The organism is Oceanococcus sp. HetDA_MAG_MS8, assembly GCA_019192445.1.
GTDB lineage: Bacteria > Pseudomonadota > Gammaproteobacteria > Nevskiales > Oceanococcaceae > MS8.
Window position 1 is genome coordinate 333,744 of the sequence record JAHCMK010000003.1, and the last position, 25,957, is coordinate 359,700.

Below are 25,957 nucleotides of genomic sequence, written 5' to 3' on the forward strand. Positions count from 1 at the left end.
CTACGAATGAGTACGCAGGTGGTGAAGGGGAAAAGCTCGTCGGTTTTTTGGCAGTACCGTCTGTTCAGGGAATGCGGGCCCAGCAAGCCCATCGCCTTAGCATCACAGCGAGTGACTTCTAAGGAGTGTTGGCAGGGACAACAACGGATGGTTTCAAGTCACCAAGATTCACTGGAGGGTCGCAAATCTAACTCTTGGGTCCAAGCGCAGCGATGCTGTTGGGCCAGTGTCCAGTAGTTCTCGGCAATGGCGGCCGGGTCCAGGCAGCCTTGCTCGCCTTGGGCTTTGAGATACTCTGGCATGCTGCGGCGCAGTCGATCGCCGTCGACGACACCATCAATAATGGTATGCGCGACATGGATCCCTTCTGGGCCAAACTCGCGCGCCATGGCTTGAGCCAACATGCGCAGTCCAGCCTTGGCTTGAGCAAAGGCTGCAAAGCCGGCGCGGCCCCGTAAGGATGCCGAGGCGCCGGTGAAAATAATGGTCCCGCGGCCGCGCTCGCTATCCGCTTGTTCCAGCATGCAGGACACCGCCTGCTGGCCGATGAGAAAGCCCGAGCGGCAGTCGCTGATCCAGCGTTTTTCCAGCGCTTCAGGGCGGATGTCCAAAAATGGAGTCGGCCGATTAGTACCCACGTTGTGAACGACCAGCTCCAGGCGACAAGCGTGTTCGCGCACCGTGGCGAAGGCGTCTGCGATGGCGTTGGGGTCGCGGACATCTACGGTGAGGGCCTGAGCGCGGCCACCGGCGTCACGAATGGCCTGCGCCGTGGTTTCCACCTTGGCGGCATTACGACCACTGATAAAGGCGTGCATCCCCTCAGCTGCGCAGCGTGCGGCAATGGCTGCACCGATGCCAGGCTGAGCGCCTGCGCCAAAAATGAGCAGGGCCGGCTGACGCTTGTCGCTGCCAAACGCGTCGCGCTTGCGTTTTCGCTGCGCCAAGTTCAGGCGTTGTTCGGCAATTTCACGAAGCAGGCGGCCGAATATGCCGCGGTCATGCTGAGACGCTCTGGCCATCAGAAGGGCTCCTTGTAAGGACGCAGGTCAAGCTCATGGGTCCAGGCATTGACCGGCTGCTGGTGGAGCTGCCAAAAGGTTTGTGCGACTGCGTCGGGGTGCAGGCTGCCGTCCTTGCCCTTACGGCGTAACAGCAGGCGTCCTAAGCCGGAACCAAATTGCTGAACGATTGCGCCATCGACCACGCCATCAATCACGACATGACCTACATGAATACCCTGCGGCCCAAACTCACGAGCCATGGACTGCGCCATCGCTCTGAGGCCAGCCTTGGCGGCAGAAAAACCGGCAAACAGTGGTTTGCCGCGCAGGGAGGCGCTGGCCCCGGTGTAAAAAATCGAGCCACGCTGGCCCTGCTCGGCTGCGTTATGGAGCATCAGGCGCACTGCGCCCTGGCCGGTGATCAGGCCACCATACGCCCCTCGTTTGAACTGCCCGTCGAGTTGCTCGGCGGAGCTTTGCAGGAAGGCTGAGGGCAGATTGCGGCCGGTGTTGTACAGCACAAAGCGCAGGGGCAGGCCACTGTCGCGGATGGTTGCAAACACCTGCTCCATTTGTGGGGCGTCAGTGCAGTCGGCGTAGATTGCCTGGGCCGTCCCTCCGAGGTCTTCGATGGCCCGCACGATGGGGGTTAAACGGCCTGGCGTGCGCCCGACCATAAACACCTTCATGCCCTGTTGCCCGAGTAAGACGGAGGTGGCGCCGCCAATCCCCTGGCGCTCTCCAACTCCCACGACCAGAGCACAGTTCTGCGTGGTCATATTTGTGCGGCTCCGGATGCTGCGGTTTGGCATGCCTGGCTAAACCAATATTGCCGCAGCCAGGGGCGATGTGTGCGGGATGCGTTGCCTAGACGGCCATGATGAGCTTGTGTCTCCATGCTCGCAGTATGCCCATTCATGACGGCTAAGTTGATTAATCCTTGACTCGAGGTGACATACCGTCAGGTCCCTGTGGGGGCGTGGCCCTTGCTGCTACATCTGTTTTTTTGAAGGATCGTTTGCATGGACCCAATCACTCTCAACCTTCTCTATGCCGGTTTGGGCGGAGTGCTGCTGATTCTCTTTGGCTGGGCCAGCGTGCGCTTCTTTCGGAGTTTTATGCAGTTCCGTATCAGTGACGAGCTGCAAAAAGGCAACGTGGCGGTTGGTCTGGCGGTGATGGGAATATTCATCGGTATCGGCATCGGAATGGGGCTGGTGATTGGCCTGAGCTTGAACTAGGACCATGCGCTATGCGGTGACCCTCTTGGCATTGGCTCTGATGTGCGGCTCCGTGCATGCATCGCGAGATTGGCCGGAAGACTACGACGCCCATTTTCGCAAGTACACCAAACGCTACTTCGGCCCGAATTTTGACTGGCGCTGGTTCAAAGCCCAGGCCATTGCTGAGTCCAGCTTGAAACCCGATGCCCAGAGTCACGTTGGGGCGGTTGGCATCATGCAAATAATGCCGGCCACTTTTGCTGAGATTCGCGCGAAAAACCCGCATTACACAGACATTAGTGACCCACGCTGGAATATCGCCGCCGGAATCTATTACGACCGTTACCTCTACCGGCAAAAAAGCTGGGCGGGGCTGTCTGATTACGAAAAGCTCTGCCTCACCTTTGCCGGGTACAACGCCGGCCTCGGGGGGGCATTGAAAGCCAAGCGGCGCACACCTCCGCCCGCGGATCGCTGGGAGCATATTCGCCCTCAGGCACCCAAAGAAACGCAGAACTACGTGGCGAGGATTCAGCGCTTCAAACAAGAGCTGGAATAACGTAGAAGGCCTGGAGTAGGCCTGCGAGCTGATTCGCTAAGGTGCGCTCACAGGGCGTGGCCGCACAATAGAATGATGGATCCAGCCGACGAGGGCGTCATCATTGACGGCGGCATGCACCCAGTCCCCGTTGCGGTTCAATTCGGTGAGCTGGGCGCCCTGGGTTAAGCCGCGCAGAATTTTTGAATTCAGTGAGGCCTGGTCGCGAAAGTTTGCGCGTTCGACGCTGACCTCAAGTTGGCCGCCTAGCACTGCCGAGTATTCCTTGAGTAACAGTAGCCTTTGGCCGCTGCTATCTTCGTCTAGTTGGCTGAGAACAACCCGGGCTAACGCGTCGGCGTCACGAATACCTGCAGCAGTTGATTTGAGCAGGTACTGGGCGGCTTGGCCTAAATTGCGGCGTACGCCACGGCCGCCGAGGCGATACAAGTTGCCGATGGCCAACCACGCTTCTGGCTGGCCGGCGCTGGCCGCGTCTTGCCATAGCGCTAAGGCCTGTGCGTCATCCAAGATCAGACCATAGCCGTTGTGATACATCCAGCCCAGATTCAGCAGGGCATCCGCGTCACCTTGGTCGGCCAAGGCGCGCCATAAGCAGTAGGCAATGGCGTAGTTGCCGCGTTGGGCCTCAAGCGCAGCTTGCTCGGCAGGCGGCATCTGCTGAGCCTGGCTTGTGGCACTGCTCAACAGCAGCAGGCTCATTGCGAAATAGTGATAACACCGACGTCTTTGTAGCATCACCCAGCTGAGTCCTCTGTGCTTTGGTCAAAGGGAAGCGCTACCGGGGGCATGTTGTGAGTACAGGCAGCACAGCCGCCATGCTTGAACCAGGCCACGAGCCAATGGATAGCTAAAAACCGGCTCAGGATTAAGGGCGGATGGGTGTGCACTGCGCCAGACGGCGGGCGTTCCGGGTGGCTGTCTCGCGTAGACCCGTCGTCACTGCGGCTTAGCTGCCAATGGCAGCTAAGGGCAAGGCCGGCGATTCAGAAGTAAAACTCCTGATGCAGGTCCGGGTCGGGGAGCGTGGAGCTTGGCGTGGAATTGGGGTCGAAATCCGGCACGCTCATGCGCACTCTGGCTAGTGCGTCGCTGGGGATCTCTGGCAACGCGGCAATCCGCTCTAAGGCCGGCGCTAAGCCTTGGCCGGTCGCCAATTGAATGGAAAGGCCAGGGCGTGCGTTGAGCTCCAGCATTAAAGGTCCAAGCTGCCGATCCAGCACAATATCGACGCCCAAATAACCGAGGGGAGCCAGTTCATAACAGCGAGCTGCCAACAGCAGCAGCTCAGGCCAGTGGGGAATGGCAAAGTGCGCCAACTGGGCCCCGGTGTCCGGGTGCTGCTGAACCGGAGCGTTATGGTGAACGCCGCCAACAGTATGGCCTGTGGCAAGGTTGACACCGGCGCCCACTGCGCCTTGATGCAAATTGGCTTTGCCGTCGGATTCTCGTGTGGGCAGGCGAACCATGGCGCAGACCGGAACCCCGCGAAACACCAAAGTGCGGATATCTGGCACACCGTGATGCGTAATAGGGGCAAATACCGGGTCGAAGTCGACGCAGTACTCCACCATCGCCTGGTCCGGCATGCCACCGAGGCTGAACATGCCGGACAAGATGTTAGAGGCGTGATGCTGCAGGGCGTCTAGGCTAATGGGCTGGCCGCCAGCGCGAACAAAGTCCTGACCTTGGCGGCCGTTAATGACCACAATGCCTTCACCGCCCGCTCCATGGGCCGGTTTGATCACGAAGCGCTCATGTCGCTCGAGTAGCGCCGCGAGGCCAGCGATGTCGTGCTCGGTATGAATGGCAGCATACAGCTCTGGCACATGGATGCCTGCCGCTTCGGCGAGTTTTTTGGTACGTAGCTTGTCGTCGACCAACGGATAAAGACGGCGCTGATTGTAGCGGGCAATGTAATGCCCATTGCGGGCATTCATGCCGACGATGCCCGCAGCCTTGAGCGCTTGCCAGGGCCACTTCACGGCGAGCCTTTGTTCGAGCCGGGTAGCCAGACGCTGCGGAAGCGCCATAACTCACTCAGGCGGTAGCCGGTGTAGCGTCCGAGCAGCAAAGTCGCGGCGAGCACGATGAGCAAAATTTCTGGGAAGATCCCCACCAGATGTTGTAGCTGCCGATGCGTCATCAGCAAAAAGGCGAGGGCGGCGACCAAGAGGCTGCCCAGACCTTGGGTCAGGGCGTCTCTAGGGCCATGTTCTTCCCAGACTATGGACATGCGCTCAATGGTCATGGCCAAAATCACCATGGGGAATAGGGCAATTGACAGGCCACGGTCAAAGCCCAGCCTGTAGGAGGCCATGCTGAAGAGCAGCATGAGCAAAATGACCAAGGTGAGTACTGCGGCCAGCCTGGGTACCAGTAGCAATTTCAGGTGCTCAAGCCAAAAGCGCATGGCTAATCCGGCAGCGACTACGGACGAGAACAGCACCACGCCCCATAACAACTCGGTTTCTCGAAAAGCCAAAGCAATAAGCACCGGCATAAAGGTGCCGAAGGTGCGGATGCCAATGACGTTACGCAGCAGCACCACCAGTAGCGCCCCAAAGGGCACCATCAACATGATGGTGTAGGTGTTCTGCACATGTAAGGGCAAGCCCAAAAGGGAGAACTGTGCCAAGGGCGCATTTAATCCGCGGGCGAGGTCTAGGGTGCGGGCTTCGGCGCGGCGCACAGCAAAGCGCAGGTCGGCGTTGCTGACGCCCTCACTCATTAAGGGGCGTTGGCGACTGTGATGCCACACCAAAAACTCTGCTGGTCGACCCATATCGCCCGTTTGCGGATCAAACATCAGCCATTGCTGCTCGTTATGCACCTCCAGCATGGGCCTCAGGCGGCCTTCAAGTAGGCCATGCTTGAGGTCTAGGCCATGCACCACCCGCGCAGGTATGCGTGCGCCTGCCAGTAAGTCGACGATTTGTTGGGCTTGGGCCTCAAGGCTGCGGGCCTCATCTTGAAGCAGCGCAATGGCTGGGTCCGCGGTATCTCGGCGCAGAGCTAATATGAGCTGGCGGGCAAAGCTGGCGATGTCGGCAGATTGGGTGCGCACATCGGCCAGTAGCTTCTCAATAGCAGGTCGGTATAGCTCCGGGTAATCAGGAACCTCGGGATAGCCAGGAAAGGTGTTGGTTTGGCGACCGGCAGTGCTGCGCGCATTGACCGAAATTCTGTAGTACAGCGCTTGCGGGCCGAAGGCTCTGCGCGCCGACAGCAAGGCCCGGCGCTGCCCATCGACACGTTCTTGCGCCAGCCCATAATCGCGAATTACGAAGTCTTCGTCGAGAATGGTGAAGCCAGGTGGGTCTTCTGGCAGGGCCCAGCTTAGTTTGACCCGGCCATCGCCACGGAAGCTCGCACGCGCTTCGATGGTCCAGGTGGCTGAGGTTTGGTCCGGGCTGAAAGGCAAACCGAGTTCGCGATGCTTGATATTCATCGTCAGCAGCGCCGTGATGCACAGGGCTGCAGCAAGCCAGACAACGGGGTGGAGCTTCATGAGGGTTGCTCAGAGCATTGGGCGTCGGTGATGAAAGTTTCGCTGGGGTCCACGATGGCCACACCTCGCAAAAAGCGCCGGCCGAGGAGCACGGGATAAATAAAACGCGAGCGGTCGGCCAAGGTGAACTGGGCCTCATGCCACTGCTGCCCTAGGCAAAACTGCATCATGACTACGGGGCGACGGTCGTATTCACCTTCATGCTCCTTAATACGCACTCCGCGTACTTTGGGCCGCTCCAGCTCCAATGTGTGCTGGCGCCCATCGGCATCTTCTACGTCCAATACGAAACGCACCCAGGTCTCATCAGCGCGTTCAAACAATTCGATCTGGGTAGCATGGAGTGAGGAAGTCAGCGCGCCGGTATCTAGCTTGGCCTTGAGGGGGATTCCCGCCGGCGCGATCCGAAGTTTTTCTACCCAGCCCATGGTCTGGGCCTCTGCCCAGACTGCACCGGCCCATGCGCTCAGTGCGGCCAGTAGCACCGCACACCATTGCTTGGCCTGCATCGATGTCCTCACTACGGTTGTTCCTATAATGGGGGAATGGTACTGCAAGCACTCCGACTCCTCGTCTTTGCCCTATTGACGACTCCATGCTGGGGGCAGGACGAGCAGCCTGCAGCTGCCAGCCCTACACCCACGCCGCTGCCGGCCATGGAGCTGCTGGGCCAAACTGTGCAGGCCGGGCTACGCGCCCGCTTGTCATGGCGTACGGGCTTTGGTTACGGGCTGAATGAGGAGCCTGTGCCGGTATTGGTAAGCCATGGTGGCCAGGCCGGGCCGGTGTTATGCCTCACGGCTGCCGTCCACGGGGATGAGCTCAATGGAATTGAGATTGTCCGCCGCATTATGACCTTGGCCCAGCCCAATGATTTACGGGGCACGGTCATTGGTGTGCCGGTGGTGAATGTGCATGGGTTCCACCGCCGCAGCCGTTATCTTCCGGACCGCCGGGATCTGAATAGGCACTTTCCAGGGTCTGCTACAGGTTCCTTTGCCTCGCGCGTAGCGCATGATTTTTTCACTCGAGTCATTCGCCACTGCAGCATCTTGGTCGATGTACACACGGGCTCGTTTTATCGCAGCAATTTGCCGCAACTCCGTGCCGATTTGCGCGATGAGGCCATCTTGGATCTCACGCAATATTTTGGGGCGATGACCGTGCTCCATTCGCGCCCTGCAGAAGGAACCTTGCGACGGGCAGCGCAAGATGCGAGCATACCCGCCGTCACCATGGAGGTCGGAGAGCCCAATCGTCTGCAAGCTGAAGATGTCGCGCTGGCTGTACGCGGGTTGAAAACCTTGTTGGCAGGCTTGGAGATGATCGGCAGTCGGCCAATTTGGGATCGCGCGCAGCCGGTGTATTACGAGTCTGAGTGGGTGCGTGCGGACCGTGGCGGCATCTTGTTTTCCACTGTAGAGCTGGGGCAGAAAGTCCGCGCGGGAGAGGTTTTGGGCACTGTGACGGACCCTTTATCCAATGTGTATGTGGAAATTGCCAGTCCTATTGACGGACGCGTGTTGGGCAAGGCTTTGAACCAATTCGTGATGCCAGGGTTCGCCGCATTTCGTATCGGCGTAGAGACCGCCGAGCCCGATGTGATTGTGGAGTCTGGGGTGCGCTCAGATCCTGAGGCGCAGTCAGACGATAGTGCGCTAGAGCAGCCCGATATGAGCCCGGTCGACGAGCAGGAGCGCTTGCCGTAGAGCGGCCTTCATTGACGGAACAAGGCCTGGCCAAGGCCAGGCCTTGTCTTGCTCAGGCCGCCGCTGCTAAGCCGTCTTGCTCCAACAAAGCCTCAATTTGCGGGGGGCGTCCCCGGAAGCGCTGATAGAGCACGGCGGCGTCTTCGCTACCACCACGCCGGAGGATGGCATCGCGGAACCTGGCGCCGGTGCTGGGGTTGAATAAGCCCTCTTCTTTAAAGGCGCCAAAGGCATCGGCAGAGAGCACTTCTGCCCATTTGTAGCTGTAGTAGCCAGCCGCATAGCCGCCCGCAAAAATATGCGAAAAGCTGTTGGCAAATCGGTTGTATGCGGGCGGTCGTACTACCGCAACCTCGCTGCGCACTTGTTCCAGCACGGCGCCGATATCACCCGCTTGGTCACTGCAGTAGTCCCGGTGCAGCCTTAAGTCGAAAAGCGCGAACTCAATCTGGCGTAGCGTGGCCAAGCCTGCGTTATAACTGCGGCTTTGCTGCAACTGTTCCAGCATTGGCTCTGGCAGCGGTTGGTCGGACTCGATATGGCGGGCGAAGATGTCCAGCGCCTCGCGCTCCCAGCACCAGTTCTCCAGAAACTGACTGGGTAGCTCTACCGCATCCCAAGGCACACCATTGATGCCACCAACGCTGGGCAGATCGATCTCCGTGAGCATATGGTGCAGGCCATGACCAAACTCATGGAACAGCGTGAGCACTTCATCGTGGGTCAGTAAAGCGGGTTGATCACCGACGGGAGCCCGAAAATTACAGGTGAGGGTGGCAATAGGTAGGCGCGCGCTCTGCTTCCCAGTGTAAAGACTGGCGCAATCTCCCATCCACGCTCCACCACGCTTTTTCTCGCGGGCGTAGAGGTCGGTATAGAACCATGCAATCTGCTGCCCGTGCTCATCGTCGACCGCAAAGGCTTGGGCTTCGGCATGCCACAAGGGGATGGCGACAGGCCGCACTTGAATGCCGAAGAGTTTTTGGGCCACCGAAAACAGACCTTGAAGCACCTGTGGCAGGGCGAAGTAAGGCCGCAGCTTCTCGTCCGACAAGCCCAAAGTGGACTCTTTATGCTTTTCGGCCCAGTAGGCCATATCCCAGGCTGCTAGCGGTGTGTCCGCGCCGTGTTCGGCGGCAAAGGCATTGAGCGCGGCCAGTTGTGCTTGGGCGGCAGGCTTGGCCTTGTGCGCGAGGTCCAACAAAAATTGCTCGACGGCGTCTGGCGACTCGGCCATCTTGGGCACCAAGGACACTTGCGCGAAATTGGCATAGCCCAGAAGTTGGGCTTCCTCGTGCCTTAAGGCCAAGATTTGCTGCATTAAGGGCAGGTTGTCTGGGCCGCCATTTTGGGGACTCTGATCGGAGGCGCGAGTGACAAAGGCCTGGTAAATCTCCTCACGCAGTGCCCGGTCATCCGCATAGGTGATGATGGCATTGAAGCTGGGGTAGTCCAGGCCGTAAATGTAGCCCTCTTCGTCGCGTGCCTGGGCCTTGGCGCGCCCCTGCGCCAGAGCGGATTCAGGCAGGCCCGCTAATCGGCTGCTATCACGCAGGTGCAGATGCCAGCCATCGGTCGCATCCAGTAATTGGGTTTCAAAGCGGTTGCTCAACTCCGCGAGTTGTTGCTGGATTTCCGCAAAACGGGCCTTGGATGCGGGCTCCAAATCCACACCGGACAAGCGAAAGTCGCGCAGGCTGTGGTCTACAATTTGGCGTTGCTCGGGGCTGAGGTTGGGTTGCTCAGACAGGGCCTTCCAGGCTGCGAACAGCTGCGGGTTTTGCCCCATTTCGGTGGAATAGGCAGTGAGCTTGGGAAGGCAGGCCTCATAAGCTGCGCGCCATTCTTCGGTGTTGTTCACACTGTGCAGATGAGCGCCAGGTGAGAAGGCTTCATGGAGCTGTTGCTCTAGCTCTTCTAAAGGCGCGCCAAAATTGTCCCAGGTGAAGCTGTCTTGCTGCAGCAGGGCGGCGATGGCATCCCGGCTGCGCTGGAGGATGGCGTCAACCGCTGGTTCCAGGTGGGCTGGCTGTATGTCAGCCCATGGCGGTACCGGCCCCTGCCAGTCCAGCAGCGGGTTATGCGGGCTGCTCATTGCAGCACCTCGAAACGCAGTCCTGCATGGGCTTCTAGCCGCTTGCGTAGAGCATCACCCAGCGCCGAGGCCGGGGTCCAGAAACCACCAGCCAGGTCGGGTACATCCTGGGCCAAACAGGCGGCGGCTTCGCCCAGCATTTTGGCGGTGGATCCGTAGCCGGGGTCGCGGTCGCCGGTGACCTTCGTCACCAAGGACTGGCCGTCTGCAGTACGCGCGTAGAAACGGTAATCCCAAAAGCCAGCTTCTTGAGCCGCAGGACTGGGGCCCTCGCCGGGGGCGGGTAGAAAAGTTTTTTCCATCAGCCAGCGAGTCGGAGGTAGCGCGGCTCCGGCAAAGAAGGCGCCCAGGGCCGCTGTCATTCCCATGGCTGCAACGCGCCCGCCCAAGCCAGCACCCGTCAGCATGGCTTCGTCATAGAGGAAGTCTTCGCCCCAGTCGTAGCCCAAGAGGAAGTTGGAGCGGTGCACCACACGGGTATTGATGGCGGCCATCACGAAAGGAGCCACCCAGCGCTGGGCGTCGCTGTCGTACTGGGCACCGCTTACGTTGGGCTGGCGGGTCTTAAGCTTTTTGTCGCTGGGGCAGAGTGAGTAGGGGTTTTGCAGGACTTTACGCACGGCAGGGTTCGCCATGACTTCTTTGGCCGCGTTCACCATGCTGGCGACCGTGCCTCCCGAGAAAGTGCCACGCATGGCCTTAACGCGTAGCTTGACCCGCTGAGCGCGCTGGCCAAAGCGGCTCTGAGCCTGCTCCTGAGTGTAGGCCACGCCCAGGTCCGAGGGGATAGAGTCGAAGCCGCAGCAATGCACGATGCGCGCGCCATTGGCGGCTGCCGTTTGCGCATGCTCGTCCAGCATGCGTGCGATCCACTGCACTTCTCCGGTGAGGTCGCAATAGTCGGTGCCAGTTTCGGCGCAGACCTTAACCAAGGTCGACCCGTATAAAGCGTAGGGGCCAACCGTGGAAACCACGACTTTGGTCGACTCGCATAAACGCTTCAGTCCGGCTTCGTCGGCAGCATCAACGGCGATAAGTTCGATCTGCTCGGCCTTATCTCCCAGCTTGCTGCGGACCTCGGCGAGCTTGGCAGGGTTACGCCCGGCCATGGCCCAGCGCAGGCTTTTGCCATCCACGCCGTGCCGGTTGTAGAGGTATTGGGCCAAAATTTGACCTACAAAACTGGTGGCTCCGAAGACCACGACATCAAACTTAGGAGCGGTCATCTGCAACTCGACTGAAAGTGTGGGGGCATTATCACGCACCTGTTTGGGTTTTTGCTGTGCCTGGCGTGCACCTAGCGAGGCAGGCCCCCAACAGCTGCGAGTTGCTTATTCGGGCAGGCTACGGGCCCAGGCGCTGATTCTTTTTGCGAGTTCTTCAGGAACCGCGTGATGGGGGGAGTGCCCCACCCCATCGAGGAGCTGGGCCTGGGCATGCGGGACAACGGGTAGAACCCGCTGGCCATGATTCCACCAGGGCACCAGTTCGTCTGCGGCGCCATGCAAAAAGAGGAGTGGCTGGCGAATGTCCCGGTAGCGCGGGCTGAAGTTCTGTAGCCACTCACTCAGCTCGCGCATGTCGCGGCCATTGGCCAAGAAGGTGCCCCCGCGCAGGGCCAAACTCGCCGCAATTTTTTCGCTGTAGTTCTCGGGGACGGGGTTGGGCTCCAAAACGCCGGCGACCGCGCTGTCCAGGATGACACTCCCCGCAGGCCACAGCACGGTATGGGCGAAAAGTGGGCCAATAATCGGCCAGCCGGCGAGGGCGTGATCCCAGTCTGGGCCGCCGGCCCAATGCCCGGCAGCACCACTGAGGGAAATGCCACCGCGAATGCGCTGTCCATGCTCTACCAGAGCCGCCATCGTAATACTGCCAGCCCAGCTGTGGCCGATGAGTACAGCCTGTTCAATACCGCGCTGCTCGGCAGCAGTGAGAATGAGATCGGCGAGTTGGGCGGGGTCCTGCCATTGACCCCGATGGCGGGGAGAGTGTCCAAAACCTGGGCGATCGACCGTCATCACCCGGTGGTGTTGACGGAGCAGCGGGGCAATAGAGCTCTCAAAGTCGCGCAGGTTGGAGTTGGCGCCGTGTACCAGAATCAGAGGCGGACCCTCCGGATCATGCTCAGGCCCTGCATCTACCAGATGCAGTGTCTGCCCATTGACCTCCACCATATCGCCGATGGGGGGGTAGCGATGATTCAGCACCGGAGTCGCGCAACCACTGAGCCCGGCAGCAACCGCCATCAGCAATGTTCTGGCCATAAGCATATGTATCTTCCAAAAATCGGACATCAAGCGTAGTCAATACGCATGACAAGCGTCACCTGGATGGTGCAATGCGGCAAAATCTACCGCTAGACCCTTATTGCACTTCCCCCATGACGCATTCCCTTGCTGCCTTAATGACTCGTCGCCGCGGTTGGCTGGCGCTGCTGAGCGTGATTGTATTCGCTGCCAGTGTGGCCGGCTTGCCGCATCTCAAAGACGAGAATAACTACAAGCAGTTCTTCGATCAGGATGATCCCTTGCTGGTAGCGCACGAGGCTATGGAGGATGCCTACACGCGCTCCGATAGCACCAGTATTTTGGTGGGCACCCGTGATGGCTCGAGTTTGCTGACGCCGGAATATATGGCGGTCGTGGCTGAGCTCACTGATCGGATGTGGCAATTCCCACGCGCCCTGCGGGTGGATTCGGTGGCGAACTACCAACATTCTCAGGGGCAGGATGATGATTTGTTGGTGACGGCTTTATTCGCCGAGCCGCAGCAGCTCAGCGCTAAGGAATTTGAACGTCGCGCCCAGATTGTTCTGCGTGAGCCGATGTTGGTGAACGCGCTGATTGCCGAAGACGGCTCGGCTACGGCCATCCGTACCCGGCTCAACATGCCCACCGATGATGTGGAAGAAGCGGCGGCTGCCACCGTTGAGACGGTGATGCGCATGCGTGAGATTCGCGACGAAATGGTGGAGCGCTATCCCGAGCTAGAGTGGCATGTGTTGGGTTTGCCCCAAGTGGACTATGCCTTCAAAGAGTCCATGGATCGCGACATGGTGGAGCTGGTCCCCATGATGTTCGCGGTGATCTGCCTGCTGTGCTGGTTGCTGATGCGCTCTTTCCGGGCCGTAGCTATCACCGTCGCGGTGATTGTGTTCACCGTCCCTGCCAGCTTGGGTATGGCAGGGTGGTTGGGACTACCGCTGAACGAGGTGAGTGGTGCCTCGCCGGTGATTATTCTGACCTTGTGCGTGTGTGATGCCGTGCACGTGTTGGTCACTTACTTAAAGTCGCGCTATGCCGGTAGCGATGGTGATACCGCCCTAGAACATGCACTGAGATTGAACCTGCAGCCGGTATTTCTGACCACGGTGACAACGGCCGTAGGCTTTTTCTCGCTGAATTTTTCTGACGCGCCTCCCTTCCGTGACTTGGGCAACATTACTGCCATTGGGGTGTTGCTGGCGTGGTTCTTTAGCATGACCTTGCTGCCAGGGCTGGCCGGCTTCATGACGCCTCCGCGCAAGCCCGTGCGTGAATTAGGACTGAGCCGTTTGGCGCATTGGGTGCTGAACTACCGCCGGCCCTTGCTGTGGAGCTTGGTCGTGATTGCTGGCGTGGTGATTAGCTTTTCCCCACGTAACGTCTTGACGGACAGCACCTACCAATATTTTGATCCAGGCGTGCCCATCCGCGATGCGGCCGAATTCGTCGAACAGCGACTCACTGGTTTCGACAACATCAACTACTCCCTCCCGGCAGGCGAGCCTGGTGGTATTTCTGACCCAGAGTATTTGCGTAAGGTCGAGGCCTTTGCGCAGTGGTATCGACAACAGCCTTATGTATTGCATGTGAGTGCCATTACGGACACCTTCAAAAAGCTGAATCGCAACATGCATGGGGAGGACTCAGCCTATTACAAAGTCCCTGAGGAGGCCGATCTGGCGGCGCAGTACTTATTGCTGTACGAGTTCTCACTGCCGTTTGGCTTAGATCTAAATACCCAGGTGAACTTTGATAAGTCGGCCACCAAATTCGTGGTGACGTTGCGCGGGGTCAAAGCCAAGCAAATCCAAGAGACTCAGGCGGCTGCAGATGCCTGGCTTGCGGCGAATGCGCCCGACCTGCGCCGCCCGGGTACGGGCGTGTCGGCGATGTTTGCCACGATTGGTCAGAACAATATCCGTTCTATGTTAGTAGGGAGTCTGGTGGCGCTGCTGGGTATCAGCCTCACGATGATGTTGGCGCTCAAGTCTTGGCGAATTGGCTTAATCTCACTCATTCCTAACGCTCTGCCGGCATTGATGAGCTTTGGCGTATGGGGCGTTTTGGTAGCCGAAGTCAATCTGGCGGTGGCTGCGGTGTTTTCCATCACCTTAGGGATTGTGGTGGACGACAGCGTGCACTTTTTATCCAAGTATCTGCGGGCCCGACGTGAGGAGGGTTTGGATGCTCCGGGCGCAGTGCACTATGCCTTCAACACGGTCGGTGCCGCCTTGCTGGTGACGACGCTGGCCCTAACGGCAGGCTTTGGCATCTTGGCCATGTCGGACTTCCAAGTGAACGCGCTGACGGGCCTACTGACGGCCATTACCATCGTCATTGCGCTGATCTACGACCTGTTGTTCCTGCCACCGCTTCTGGTCAAGCTGGACCGGTGGTTGTTACCCGAAGCCTCTGCTCAGGCTGCGTCAGCGAGCTCAGACAGCCCGGACGCGCTTCGCGCGACGACTTAAGATTGGCCGCAAATGGCCATATGAAGGGGGCGAGCCAGCCCCCTTGGATTCTGAATGCAAACGATGTCAGAATTCCTAGATGAGCGAGATTAATGCCACCCAGGGTCGTCGATATCGTGGCGCGAGTGCTGTTCATCGGCAAGAGCTGCGGCGGGAAAAAATCCTGTCTGCCGCATTGGAGCTCATCGGCGGTGAGGGGCTCAAGGCTGCGACCGTGCGTGCCGTGTGCGCGCGGGCTGAGCTGACTCAGCGCTACTACTACGAGTCCTTTGAAAACGCTGAAGATTTGCTGATTGCGGTTTACGAACAGCAGTGGCAATACCTTGCGGAGTCGCTTCAAGCCGCCATTGCACATGCCCCTCAAGAGCCGGTATCCATGGCGCGCGCAGCGCTGGCTGCGGTATTTGCCCATTTGCGTGCCAACCCCCATGGGGCGAGGGTGCTGTTTTTAGAGGTTCTGGGGGTGTCTGGCCGGGTAGATCGCGCATACAGGCAGGGCAGCCAACGCATGATTGAGTTGGTTGTGGGGCAGGCGACTCCCTTACTGCCACAGCCTACCGTGGAGGGTTTAGATGCCCAGCTGCAAGGCGGGGCCATTGTTGGCGCCGTCATATTCGTGGCGATGAATTGGATTTTGTCGAACTATGCGACACCGGAAGAGGTGTTGGTGGACAACCTCATGGTGCTCGCCGCTTCGGTGATCGAGGGGATGCAGGGGCATCGAAGTTCAACTTGAGTCTGTGCCATCACCAGGGCACACTAAATCGCATGCACGCTCCTGACGACAGCCCTAAGAACGTTTTGGGCGGCACCCTTCTGGACTGCAGCCATAGCCCGCTCACGGGCTGGATGCGCGACGGATGTTGCCGTCATGACCCCAATGATCGCGGTCAGCATCTGGTATGTGCGGTGCTCACAGCAGAGTTCTTGGAGTTTTCCCAAGCGCGGGGGAACGATTTGTCGACACCGCGGCCGGAGTTCGATTTTCCTGGCCTGAAACCCGGAGACCGTTGGTGCTTGTGCGCGGCGCGCTGGGAAGAGGCTCGCCGTGCCGGCTGCGCACCCCAGGTCGTGCTGGAAGCCACAGCCATTCAAGCTTTGCAAATACTGAACTTGGAACAGCTGCGTCAGCACGCGGCTCCAGCCAGTTAAAGCCTAAAGCCAAAGTCCATCTCCTGTGAGTTGCAAAGTGCTTGCTCTGAGCGGGCTGGGCTCTGAAGGTTTGGTCTGGCAGGCAGTGTCCATTGAGTGGATCACAACTTACTCCCCGAGGAGTCCCTGAAATCTGGTCTGAGCCGGGGCTCAGTCGCTGCGTCATATTTCGGCAACAACGACGCCACTGAAACGCCATCTGGGCGTCATAGATTGGCCACGGAAGCTTCATGCCTCAGCCGTACTGTCTGTGCGGGAATTCTTTTTTGTTTCTTACTGGGGGAAACATGGACCGCCAAGATCGCAAGGGCAACGCCAAGTTGTCGAATAGCCAAAGTCCGCATTTGAACGAGCTGCTGGAACACAAACTGTCCAGACGCAGCACACTCAAGGGCGGGCTGGGCCTAGCCTCAACCACCATTTTTGCCGGGGCCGGAGTGAGTGCCTGCTCAGACTCTGATGGGGACAGTGTGCCGGCTGAACTGAAATTCACGAATGTGTCGGGCTCGGACGCCTTCGATCTGGTGAAGGTCCCGGAGGGCTATGTTGCTGAGATCCTGGTGCCCTGGGGCACACCGCTGGCCGCCAACGGACCAAATTGGGCGGGAGACGGAAGCAACTCGGCCGCCGAACAAGCCCAGCAGGTGGGCGAGAACCATGACGGCATGCACTACTTCCCCATTGATGGCAGCCGCAATGGCTTATTGGTGATGAACCATGAGTACACCAATGGCACCCTGTTTGCGGGCGAGGGTCGGAGTGAAGATGCCGACGGCAATCCCACCGACCCTGATGAAGTACGCAAGGACATCAATGCGCATGGGGTGTCTGTGCTGGAGATTACCCGCGCCGACAATGGCCAAGTGAGTTTCGTTCAGAACAGTGTTTTCAATCGCCGCATCACCGCTGCAACGCCCATGATGCTGACCGGCCCTGCAGCTGGTGATGCCTTATTGCAAACGCCTTATGACCCCAGCGGCATGATGACTCGGGGCACGGTGAATAATTGTGCGAACGGCCACACGCCGTGGGGCACCTACCTCACCTGCGAAGAAAACATCCAGGGTTACTTCATCACCAGTGACGAAAACCCACCTCGCGAAACTGAGCGCATGGGTATTGGTGCTACCGGTTTTGGCTACCTGTGGGCCAAGGTGGCTGGCGCTGCTGACGAAGACAATGGCGAATTCGCACGCTGGGATGTGAGCACGAGTGGCGATTGGGCGAACGAAGCTAACTGCTTTGGTTGGGTGGTCGAAATTGACCCCACCGATCCCAACTCGGTCCCAAAGAAACGTACCGCCATGGGTCGTATGCGCCATGAGGGCTGCCAGCCAGGACGTATTCGCTCGGGTGAGAAAGTGGCCTTTTACATGGGCGACGATGCGCGTTTCGAGTATTTCTACAAGTTCGTTACCGCGCGCGCTTACAACCCCAACGGCGACAACACCGACATGCTCGACGAGGGCACCCTATACGTCGCCAAGTACGAGGCCGACGGCACCGGCACCTGGATGCCTTTAGATGTAAGCCAGAACGCCGCCCTCGCCGCTGAGTTTGTTACCCAGGCCAACTTGCTGGTGAACACCCGCAGTGCAGCCGATATTTTGGGTGCGACTCCGATGGACCGTCCAGAGTGGGCCACGGTGGACCCGAACACCGGCGAGGTGTATGTCACCCTCACCAATAACACTCGCCGTAACCCCGGTGACGAGAACGCCGCGAACCCGCGGGCGCCAAACACCCATGGTCATATCGTCCGTATGGCCGAAGAAGGTGGCGCGGCAGATGCTACGCGCTTTACCTGGGATATCTTCGTCTTCGGCTCACCGGCCAGCGCGGATTCCAGCTTCAACATCAGCGGTTTGACCGCTGATAACGAGTTCGGCGGACCCGATGGTATCTGGTTCGACCCACGGGGCGTGCTCTGGATTCAAACCGATAACAGTCAGCCTCTGGACTATGGCGATGACCCCAGCGACCAAATGTTGGCGGTGATTCCCTCCCGCTTGCCTGGTGATCGCACCATCAACCCTGAGACCCAGTCTCAGCTGAAACGCTTCTTCGTGGGACCCCGTGGCTGTGAAGTGACCGGGGTGGTCATGACACCGGACTACCGCACCATGATGGTCAACGTGCAGCACCCCGGTGGTAGCTGGCCTGCCAATGACGGGAGCACGCGTCCACGCTCCGCTACCGTCGTCATTCGCCGCGAAGATGGTGGCGAGATCATCTAGCTCTGGCTTTCGCTGACAAGCATCTTTTGAGCCCCGCTAGCGGGGCTCTTTTTTTGCCAAGCAAGCTTGGAGATGGATGCCCAGCGCGACGCTTAAAGACGAATCCTGGCAACGCTTTGGTCCAGCGACTGCATCAGGTCTGTGGTGGCGTCGCCAAGCATGGATTCCGAGCAAAACTGTTGCCAGCGCGTGGCTGCGGCTGGGTCAATCTGGCTGTGCAGATGGAACTTCAGGTCACCGCTCATTTTGGACGAGGAGTCCACACCATCGGTCATGCGGGCTTTGTTGTCGCTGTAGGGATTGAGCATGTCTTCGTGGAAGGGCACGCCCAAGAAGGAACAAAGCTCTTGCATCTGAGACTCCGGGTCGCTGACGATGTTCTCATAAGACAATGAGAACCAGCGCTCTGCGGGGATTTGCTGCCCGAATTGGAGAATGTTGCGGTTACTCACCAACCAAATCATCTCCGCCAATGCGGCCGAGGAGAATTCGCTGCCTTTCATCAGCAAGGGCATCATGCGTGTGAGATCTGATTCCTCATAGGAGCGGATCATGCCGCAAGGGTGGCGTAGCAGATGAATGTACAGGGGGTCTTCAAATAAGGCTTCGGCCTGGCGGAGGATGTCTAGGCTGTAGGCATAGGTGGGGGTTTTATCCACCAGTAGCCGCCCGCCCAGGTTTTGCTGGAGTTCAGCGTAAATGGTGCCTACGCCGGCGCCTTCCGCTTCGGCTTGGTTGAGTCGTTTTCGGGCCTGCTCAGCCGTCCAGCCACGAGTTTCCATCAGGGCTCGCAGCACACCTTCAGCCAACTGGTCGCCGCGCTCTCCACTCAGGTCGGCTTTGCGCTCGGCCATATTGGCATAAGCCAGCAGATGCAGCTCCGGAGGAGCAAACAGTGCTGGGTTGCCCGCAACCATTACGCGTAACAAGGTGGAGCCGGATCGCGGCGGCGACAAAATAAAGACCGCTCGCGGGTTTTTGCGGGTGCCAGAGGGGGGCGCTGGGAGTTGGCGAGGTTTGATCAGCTCTAAAAACCGTCCCACATCAGCGTCCGTAATCTTAGGACGGCTCGGCTCTGCCGGCGACGGCATGGCTGGGCTTGCTGCCGCGACAGCGGCCGTTGCCGCCTGCGGATTCGTCAATCGACTGGTGGCGAAGTCAATGACCTGGCCAATACTCAAATCATCCACGTACTTGCCGTTTTGCATCAGCAAGTCTTGAAAGCCAATTTTCTGGCCGAGTTTTTCTTCAATGGCAACGATGAGCTGCACAAAATCAATGGATGAGAACTCCAAGTCCTCAACCAAGGTCACCTCCGCACTGAGCTCTTCCTCGAACTCGGCTTCCATAGCTACTAGCAGTTCTTCAACCGCTTCCAATACCCCGACTTCAATGTCTTTTTGTTCCACGCTTTGAGCCTTCCATGTCAGTGTCCCGGTACGGCTCCTCGGTATATCTCCTCCAGATACCACCGAGCCCCGCATTGCCGCCGACCCTGCTCGGGGCAATGTGTCGATTGTAGCCCGCGTTGCCCGACGGATACCCCGCTCCCGACGTAGGAAATCTCTGATTTCCGCGCCCGCCTTGGAGCATTCAATGGCTGTGACTCAGCGGCTGCGTTCTGAAGTCCTCGGCATCACGTTGGCGGCAGAGTCGCTAGGCCTCATCTGACGCCGTTGTGTCATGTGCACTTCATCTACAGGCCACATGCTAAGGCGGCTTTTGCTGCCCGAGCCTGTGAGTAATGGCTCGCGAATGGACTATGGAGAACACCGTGACTTCGATCGACTCATACCACACCGTGACCGATGCCGAAGATGAAGGCATTAACCCCAGCACCAATACTCCTTTTGCCGAGGTATTGAATGCCCGGCTGTCGCGTAGGGATACGCTGAGAGCGGGTCTGGGCTTGTCAAGCGTGGCTTTTGCCAGCCCCTTGGCGCTGTCAGCCTGCGGCGAGGGTGGTCGCCTTGAAGGGGAGCCTCGATTAGGGTTCACGTCGATTGCGCCCTTTAAGGGGGATGCGGTTCGTGTTCCTGAGGGCTATAGCGCGCGGGTGCTCTACGCCTTTGGGGATCCCCTCACAAGCTCGGTGCCAGCGTTCAAGAATGATGGCACCGATGACCCCGCGACCTACGTTGACCGTGCCGGAACGGGTCACGACGGCATGCATTACTTCCCCTTGCCCGGCTTCGACAGCGATAACTCCGACAACGGCTTATTGGTGATGAACCATGAAAACGTGTTCATCCTCGGGGCGATGCACGAGAACGGCGGCCCCACCGTGGATGAATCTGGCAGCCGCACTGAACTCGGTGAAGTGATCCGGGAAATGTCAGCACACGGTGTCTCCGTCGTGGAAATCTCTCGCGCCACAGGCCGCTTGGAAGTCGTGCAGGATTCGGTATTCAATCGCCGGATTACTGCGCGTACCGAAATGCGTATTGCCGGGCCAGTGGGTGGTTCGCAGTTTGTGCAAACCGCCTTCAGCCCGGATGGTACCCGCACACGCGGCACATTAAATAACTGCGCTATGGGCTACACGCCCTGGGGGACTTATCTCACCTGCGAAGAAAACTGGCACGGCTACTTCAAAACCGATGAAGCCACACCGCCAGCCACAAAAACGCGTTATGGGGTGAATGCAGATACCAACTACGCTTGGGAAACGGCGGCTGAGGACAGTCTCTACACGCGCTTTGATACCACTCCGACTGGAGCCAATGCCAGCGAAGACTTTCGCAATGAGGCCAATGGCTTTGGTTGGGTGGTGGAAATTGACCCTTACGACCCCACCTCGACGCCGGTAAAGCGCACGGCTCTGGGCCGGTTTAAACATGAAGGTTGCTGGCCTAGCCGCGCCATTCCTGGCCAACCGCTCGCGTTTTACAGTGGTGACGATGAACGCGGTGAGTACATCTACAAGTTTGTAACGGCGCAGGCCTACAGGCCGGGGCTGTCCAACGGCAGTATCTTGGATGAGGGCACCTTGTACGTCGCGCGCTTCGATTCCAATGGCACCGGAGAGTGGTTGGAGCTGAGCATGGATAACCCCATCTTGGCCGCAAACTTTAGTTCCCAGGCCGAGCTGCTGGTTAACACTCGTGCGGCGGCGGACTTGGTTGGGGCTACACCGATGGACCGCCCCGAGTGGGGTGCGGTGAACCCGGCCAACGGTGAGGTGTATATGACCCTCACCAATAACCGTAACCGTGGTCAGGCTGGCCAGGAGCCGGTTGATGCGGCCAACCCGCGCAACTACCAAGCCGACGATGACCCCCAGCTTGAGGGCAACCACAACGGGCACATCATTCGTTGGCGCGAATTTGGCGATGACCCGGCCGCGACCGGATTCCAATGGGACATCTTTCTCTTTGGTGCCCCAGCCGATGCAGACCCGGACTCAGTCAATATTTCCAACTTGGACGAAACCAATGCCTTCGCCAGCCCGGACGGGCTGTGGTTTGACCCACGCAGCGAGCGTGGCCTGCTCTGGATTCAAACCGACGATGGCAGCCTGAGAGAGTTCACCAACAATCAGCTCTTGGCGGCGATTCCGGGACGGGTGGGAGATGGCCAAGAGGTTGACATTGATGGTCAGCAAACCTTCGTTGGGCAACAGTTGGGACCAGATGCGCTGCGTCGCTTCATGGTGGGCCCGGCGGGCTGTGAAGTGACGGGTATTGCCACCACGCCGGATGGCAAAACCATGTTCATCAACATCCAGCATCCGGGTGGCGAACTGCCGCGTCTGGAGCTGAGCAACAATTGGCCTATTGCTGAAGATGCCACCGTGGACTCCCCGGCCCGAGATGGTGAGATTGCCCGGCCCCGTCCAGCGACCATTGTGATTACGCGTGACGATGGCGGCGTTATTGGCCAGGACTAAACCAGCTCTGCATCTGATCGCCAATTAACAGCGATTCTCTTTATTAACCGCTCCAAGGTGCTTGCCTCGGGGCGGTTTTTTTTGGGGGTCTCTCAAGGGTCTGGGCTTTTTCTTCAGTGAATGAGTCCCCTACGGAGCTGGCTGCTTTCAGCTTTTTCACTTGTAAATTATCAAAAACACCTTGATGATCCTCAGGAGAACTTTGGGACAAAACATTGGAGAATCGCGCGATGCGCCTACTCGTATTTTTGTGGGCATGCCTTCCCGGCGTGCTTTGGGCCGGCTTTGGCAACGGCAACACGCAGTTTGAGAATATTGTGGTGCCGCTGGTAAGTAGCGCGCCGGAACCAACAATCGGTATTCCGTGGACCACCGATCATGTGTTTTACCACGCCGGTAGCACCACGCTACGCTTCATTCCTGATGCCATGCCGGGGGCGGAATGGGAAGACGTGACGCCTCCGTATCAGGTGCCCACCAACCTGGACCCCATGCTGGTCGTGCACGAGGAAACCGGTCGCATCCTGGCGGGTGGTTTGCTCGGCGCATGCTCGGTCATGATGATGAGCGACGACGATGGCGAAACCTGGATTCCTACCGCGAACATGTGTAGCGGGGCGCAGTTTGACCATCAATCTGTGGGCCTGGGTATTAAACCGCCGGGTTTTCCCTTGGCTGCGACGGGCGCTTCAGGGCTGAATGGTTACTACTGCGGGCAGCTTGGAGAGATTGGCTGCTCGGTAAGTCTGGATGGAGGAATTACCTGGACAGTACCGACGCCTGCGGCCCTCGTGAGCTGCGGCGGATTCCATGGCCACTGGCGGGTGAGCCCAGTTACCGGAGAGGCCTTTTTGCCGGTGCCCGGCTGTGGCAGTCAGCATGGACTGATCAAGCCTTCAGTGCTGCCTGAGTTCGGCGGCATCACCGGGCTCACCTTCGAAGAGCGCCTGGTTGAGGGAAGCCATACCTGGAATGGAGGCTTTGACTCGTCTATCGGCATCACGCGCGAGTCTGGATACCTGTATTACGGTATGGCGGACCAGCAAGGGGCGCGTATTGCACTGAGTCAGGATGAAGGCGACACCTGGGAGAAAATCGGCCCGCGCCAGGAGCAAACCTGGCTGGATGTCGGTCAGTTTCATAACCCTCCTGTCATCGCCGCCACCTTTGCTGATGTGCAGGCCGGAGACGATGACCGTGTGGCCTTTTCCTTCATTGGTATTGAAGAAACGGGTGTGCCGCAAATCGATGTGCATCTGCGCAGCAATGCCATCTACAGCTGTTACGACAAAGGCGAAGGTGAGGGCGATTGGGGCGGCGGCTTCCCGCTGAACCAAAGCGATATGGTCTGGCACTACTACGTAGCCTACAGCTACGACAAAGGCAGCACCTGGGAGGTGCATAAAATCTCAGAGGATCCGGTACAGGTTGGCGGTGTGTATGACTCGGTCACCGACGGCAGCGGTGGTTGTCGCAACCTTCTGGACTTCAATGACATGGACATCGACTCTCAGGGTCGAGTGCACATTGCTTATGCCGACGGCTGCACGGGTGAGTGCGCCGCCGCAACGCCAGAGCAGGCGACGGCCTTGCCGGGCTACCGGGATCAAGCGCCGCGCATGTTCCGCCAAATCTCCGGCAAGGGCTTATTCGCTCAGTTCGATACGCCTGAGGATCAGGCTGATGGGGTCGTACCGCGCGGCGACATCGTCGGTAGCTCCGGTGGCGGTGCTGTGGGCTGGCTGACCATGCTGGTTGTTCCAATACTGGTATGGCGACGTCGTATGACGATGCTTTGAGCTTGCTCAATTAAAAAAACGCCGCCTGATGAGGCGGCGTTTTTTTTGCGGTGAGCTGCGGGTTATTCCGCAGGCCCAAGTACTCTGAACTCCACCCGCCGGTTTTGGGCGCGGCCCTCGACGGTGGCATTGGTGGCCACTGGCTTCCACGGCCCCCAACCTTTAGAGCGGAGTTGCTGCGGCGACACACCTTTGCGGACCAAGTAGCGCTTGACTGATGCCGCTCTGGCCTCCGACAGCTGAACGTTGCGTGCGGTAGAACCGGTGATGTCGGTGTGGCCCGAGAGTTCGATGCGTGTTTGCGGGTTGTTCACCAGCAATTCCACCATCGGGTCCAGGATGAAGCTGCTATCGGACTTCAGGGTGGCCGAATCAGAGTCGAAATATACCCCACTCAACACCACCTTTTGCCCAATCTGGCAGCCTGAGGAGTCCACGGTAGCGCCTGGTGGCGTGTTCGGGCAGAGATCGTCCCGGTTAGGAACTCCATCGCCATCGGTATCAGCAAGCGACTCACGGCGGCAGCCCACAGCATCAACAATGGAGCCTGGCGGGGTTCCTGGGCATGCATCCCGATTATCTGGCACGCCATCACCGTCGGAGTCGAAAATATCGTAGTTGGAGGCTTCTGCTTCTGCCTGCGGACACAGCGATGGGCCAAGCTCTTCGCTGAGCCAATCCTGGCGCTCAGGCACTTCAGACTTTACTAGGTCTAAGGAGCGCGCTAACTGACCCATGCTGGCCAGGGTGCGCACCTGTGCAAGGTCTAGATCGACCTGATTTCGGAGTAGAGCTCGACTGGTTTCAAAGAACTCGTTTTGGGTATCCAGTAGGTCCAGTAAGCTGCGCTGGCCGAGGCGAAACTGATTCAGGTAGGCGTCGCGGGCTTTATCGACGGATTGCTTTTGTACTTCCAAGAAGCGCTGCTGATCGCTCAATCGGCTAAGGTCATTATGCGCAATACGCAAGGTTTGGCGGACATTACGGCAGCGCACATTGCGCACGTCATTCGCTACATCAATGCCGTGACGTGCTTGAGCGATGGCCGCACGGTCGGCGAGACCGTTGAACACATTCAGGGTCATCACCACTTCGGCGGTGGTGTCTGTGAGTCGGCCGCGGATTCGCTGAATGTCTTCCCCGTAATCTCCGCTCAGGCGCAGATCAACGCGCGGGTGGTAGCGTGCTTTGTTACGGCGAAGGTCCTGCTGGGCCGCCAAGATTCCAGACACTGCCGCAAGTAGATTCGGGTTCTCGGCATAGGCTGCGCCCAGTGCCTGAGAAATGGTAGCCGGAGCGCGAATGTCCAAAGCGGGCTCCAGAGGCGTTAGGTTTGAGGGCGGTGCCATACCCACAACGCGTTGATAACGAGCCGTCACGTCATAGAGGTTGTTTTGCTCGGTGATGAGATTGGACTCCGCCAGGGCAAGACGCGCAGTCGCTTGATCTAAGTCGGCCGAACGCGAAACACCGGCATCCACCCGCTCACGAATCTGTTGCAACACCCGTTGATGCTGCTCAAGGTTGTCGCGGGCCAGCTCAACTAAGCCTCTAAAGCGCAATACATCTTGATATGCGGTCACCGCTTCCAAAGACGAGGTTTCGATTTGCGCCATCAGGTCAAAATATCGGGCGCGCGCTTCTTCACGGCGCTGCCTCGTGGCGGATTGGGTTGCAAAGCCGTCATACAACATTTGAGTGAGGACCAAGCTGGCACCGCGCGTATCAAAGTCCAGCTCGTTCATCTGATCGATGAAATCCTGGCGCCCCACGCCGGCTCGCAGCGTGAGGTCTACCGTGGGAAGAAACTCGCCTCTGGCCACGCCCTCGGCTTGCACTGCGGCCAGAAATCGATCCCAGGCAGCTTGGACTTCGGGGTTGGTCTCCAAGGTATGGGCGACGATGTCGCGAACGATGGAGTCGACCTCACTGCGTTGAGTTTCCGGCGACATAGTGGGGCCTTGTGCCAGTACAGACAGTGGCAGCAAGAGAAGGATGGCGAGCAGGCGTTTCATGGCGGGTTGTCCCTAATCAATCGTGA

The 25,957-nt window shown here is 58.8% G+C and carries 20 protein-coding genes; 9 read left to right on the top strand and 11 right to left on the bottom strand.

Annotation, left to right across the window (positions count from 1 at the left end):
- Positions 1 to 158: 158 nt before the first annotated feature.
- The gene (locus tag KI787_07365; GenBank protein ID MBV6629767.1) at positions 159 to 1,022 is read right to left on the bottom strand and encodes an SDR family NAD(P)-dependent oxidoreductase; all 864 of its coding nucleotides are present in this window, start codon (positions 1,020 to 1,022) and stop codon (positions 159 to 161) included.
- Positions 1,022 to 1,783, bottom strand: coding sequence for an SDR family NAD(P)-dependent oxidoreductase (locus KI787_07370; GenBank protein MBV6629768.1), 762 nt, complete (start codon positions 1,781 to 1,783; stop codon positions 1,022 to 1,024). Before KI787_07370 ends, KI787_07365 begins: the two co-directional genes overlap by 1 nt.
- Before the next feature lie 243 nt (positions 1,784 to 2,026).
- Between KI787_07370 and KI787_07375 the strand changes: the two genes are divergently transcribed.
- Positions 2,027 to 2,245: a DUF350 domain-containing protein gene (locus tag KI787_07375; GenBank protein ID MBV6629769.1), complete on the top strand. Its 219-nt coding sequence runs from the start codon at positions 2,027 to 2,029 to the stop codon at positions 2,243 to 2,245.
- 4 nt (positions 2,246 to 2,249) lie between these two features.
- Positions 2,250 to 2,786, top strand: a complete 537-nt coding sequence (locus tag KI787_07380; GenBank protein MBV6629770.1) for a transglycosylase SLT domain-containing protein — start codon at positions 2,250 to 2,252, stop codon at positions 2,784 to 2,786.
- Positions 2,787 to 2,822: 36 nt separating this feature from the next.
- Here KI787_07380 and KI787_07385 read toward each other — a convergent pair whose 3' ends face one another.
- From KI787_07385 to KI787_07400, 4 genes are all read right to left on the bottom strand, one after another.
- Complete coding sequence (locus tag KI787_07385) at positions 2,823 to 3,488, bottom strand: SH3 domain-containing protein (GenBank protein ID MBV6629771.1); 666 nt, start codon at positions 3,486 to 3,488, stop codon at positions 2,823 to 2,825.
- Positions 3,489 to 3,772: 284 nt separating this feature from the next.
- Positions 3,773 to 4,819 (bottom strand): alpha-L-glutamate ligase-like protein, encoded by a 1,047-nt coding sequence (locus tag KI787_07390; GenBank protein ID MBV6629772.1) that lies wholly within the window; start codon positions 4,817 to 4,819, stop codon positions 3,773 to 3,775.
- Complete coding sequence (locus KI787_07395; protein ID MBV6629773.1) at positions 4,768 to 6,237, bottom strand: inactive transglutaminase family protein; 1,470 nt, start codon at positions 6,235 to 6,237, stop codon at positions 4,768 to 4,770. The genes KI787_07390 and KI787_07395 overlap by 52 nt, the downstream gene beginning before the upstream one ends.
- A gap of 56 nt (positions 6,238 to 6,293) precedes the next feature.
- On the bottom strand, positions 6,294 to 6,806 hold the full coding sequence (locus KI787_07400; protein ID MBV6629774.1) for an ATP-dependent zinc protease: 513 nt from the start codon (positions 6,804 to 6,806) through the stop codon (positions 6,294 to 6,296).
- A gap of 36 nt (positions 6,807 to 6,842) precedes the next feature.
- On the opposite strand from KI787_07400, the gene KI787_07405 reads away from it, so the two are divergent.
- Positions 6,843 to 8,006 carry a succinylglutamate desuccinylase/aspartoacylase family protein gene (locus tag KI787_07405; protein MBV6629775.1) on the top strand — a complete coding sequence of 388 codons (1,164 nt, stop codon included), beginning with the start codon at positions 6,843 to 6,845 and terminating at the stop codon, positions 8,004 to 8,006.
- 52 nt (positions 8,007 to 8,058) lie between these two features.
- Here the strand turns inward: KI787_07405 and KI787_07410 are convergent, their stop codons facing one another.
- The 3 genes from KI787_07410 to KI787_07420 all read right to left on the bottom strand — a co-directional run bounded on the left by KI787_07410 (position 8,059) and on the right by KI787_07420 (position 12,374).
- On the bottom strand, positions 8,059 to 10,101 hold the full coding sequence (locus tag KI787_07410; GenBank protein MBV6629776.1) for a M3 family metallopeptidase: 2,043 nt from the start codon (positions 10,099 to 10,101) through the stop codon (positions 8,059 to 8,061).
- Complete coding sequence (locus KI787_07415) at positions 10,098 to 11,327, bottom strand: saccharopine dehydrogenase NADP-binding domain-containing protein (protein MBV6629777.1); 1,230 nt, start codon at positions 11,325 to 11,327, stop codon at positions 10,098 to 10,100. The genes KI787_07410 and KI787_07415 overlap by 4 nt, the downstream gene beginning before the upstream one ends.
- A 105-nt stretch (positions 11,328 to 11,432) precedes the next feature.
- Entirely contained in the window at positions 11,433 to 12,374 is a 942-nt protein-coding gene (locus KI787_07420) for an alpha/beta hydrolase (GenBank protein ID MBV6629778.1), read from the bottom strand.
- Between the two features lie 110 nt (positions 12,375 to 12,484).
- Between KI787_07420 and KI787_07425 the strand changes: the two genes are divergently transcribed.
- The 4 genes from KI787_07425 to KI787_07440 all read left to right on the top strand — a co-directional run bounded on the left by KI787_07425 (position 12,485) and on the right by KI787_07440 (position 18,228).
- Positions 12,485 to 14,839 carry an MMPL family transporter gene (locus tag KI787_07425; GenBank protein MBV6629779.1) on the top strand — a complete coding sequence of 785 codons (2,355 nt, stop codon included), beginning with the start codon at positions 12,485 to 12,487 and terminating at the stop codon, positions 14,837 to 14,839.
- Between the two features lie 79 nt (positions 14,840 to 14,918).
- On the top strand, positions 14,919 to 15,575 hold the full coding sequence (locus tag KI787_07430) for a TetR/AcrR family transcriptional regulator (GenBank protein ID MBV6629780.1): 657 nt from the start codon (positions 14,919 to 14,921) through the stop codon (positions 15,573 to 15,575).
- Positions 15,576 to 15,607: 32 nt separating this feature from the next.
- Positions 15,608 to 15,991, top strand: coding sequence for a DUF2237 domain-containing protein (locus KI787_07435; GenBank protein MBV6629781.1), 384 nt, complete (start codon positions 15,608 to 15,610; stop codon positions 15,989 to 15,991).
- 287 nt (positions 15,992 to 16,278) lie between these two features.
- Entirely contained in the window at positions 16,279 to 18,228 is a 1,950-nt protein-coding gene (locus KI787_07440; protein MBV6629782.1) for a PhoX family phosphatase, read from the top strand.
- 92 nt (positions 18,229 to 18,320) lie between these two features.
- On the opposite strand, the gene KI787_07445 is transcribed toward KI787_07440, so the two are convergent.
- Positions 18,321 to 19,637 carry a sulfotransferase gene (locus tag KI787_07445; protein MBV6629783.1) on the bottom strand — a complete coding sequence of 439 codons (1,317 nt, stop codon included), beginning with the start codon at positions 19,635 to 19,637 and terminating at the stop codon, positions 18,321 to 18,323.
- A 353-nt stretch (positions 19,638 to 19,990) separates the two neighbouring features.
- On the opposite strand from KI787_07445, the gene KI787_07450 reads away from it, so the two are divergent.
- Both KI787_07450 and KI787_07455 read left to right on the top strand, forming a co-directional pair.
- Entirely contained in the window at positions 19,991 to 22,117 is a 2,127-nt protein-coding gene (locus tag KI787_07450) for a PhoX family phosphatase (protein MBV6629784.1), read from the top strand.
- Positions 22,118 to 22,347: 230 nt separating this feature from the next.
- Positions 22,348 to 23,916, top strand: coding sequence for a GlyGly-CTERM sorting domain-containing protein (locus tag KI787_07455; protein ID MBV6629785.1), 1,569 nt, complete (start codon positions 22,348 to 22,350; stop codon positions 23,914 to 23,916).
- Between the two features lie 62 nt (positions 23,917 to 23,978).
- Here the strand turns inward: KI787_07455 and KI787_07460 are convergent, their stop codons facing one another.
- The gene (locus KI787_07460) at positions 23,979 to 25,931 is read right to left on the bottom strand and encodes a TolC family outer membrane protein (protein ID MBV6629786.1); all 1,953 of its coding nucleotides are present in this window, start codon (positions 25,929 to 25,931) and stop codon (positions 23,979 to 23,981) included.
- Between the last annotated feature and the right edge of the window lie 26 nt (positions 25,932 to 25,957).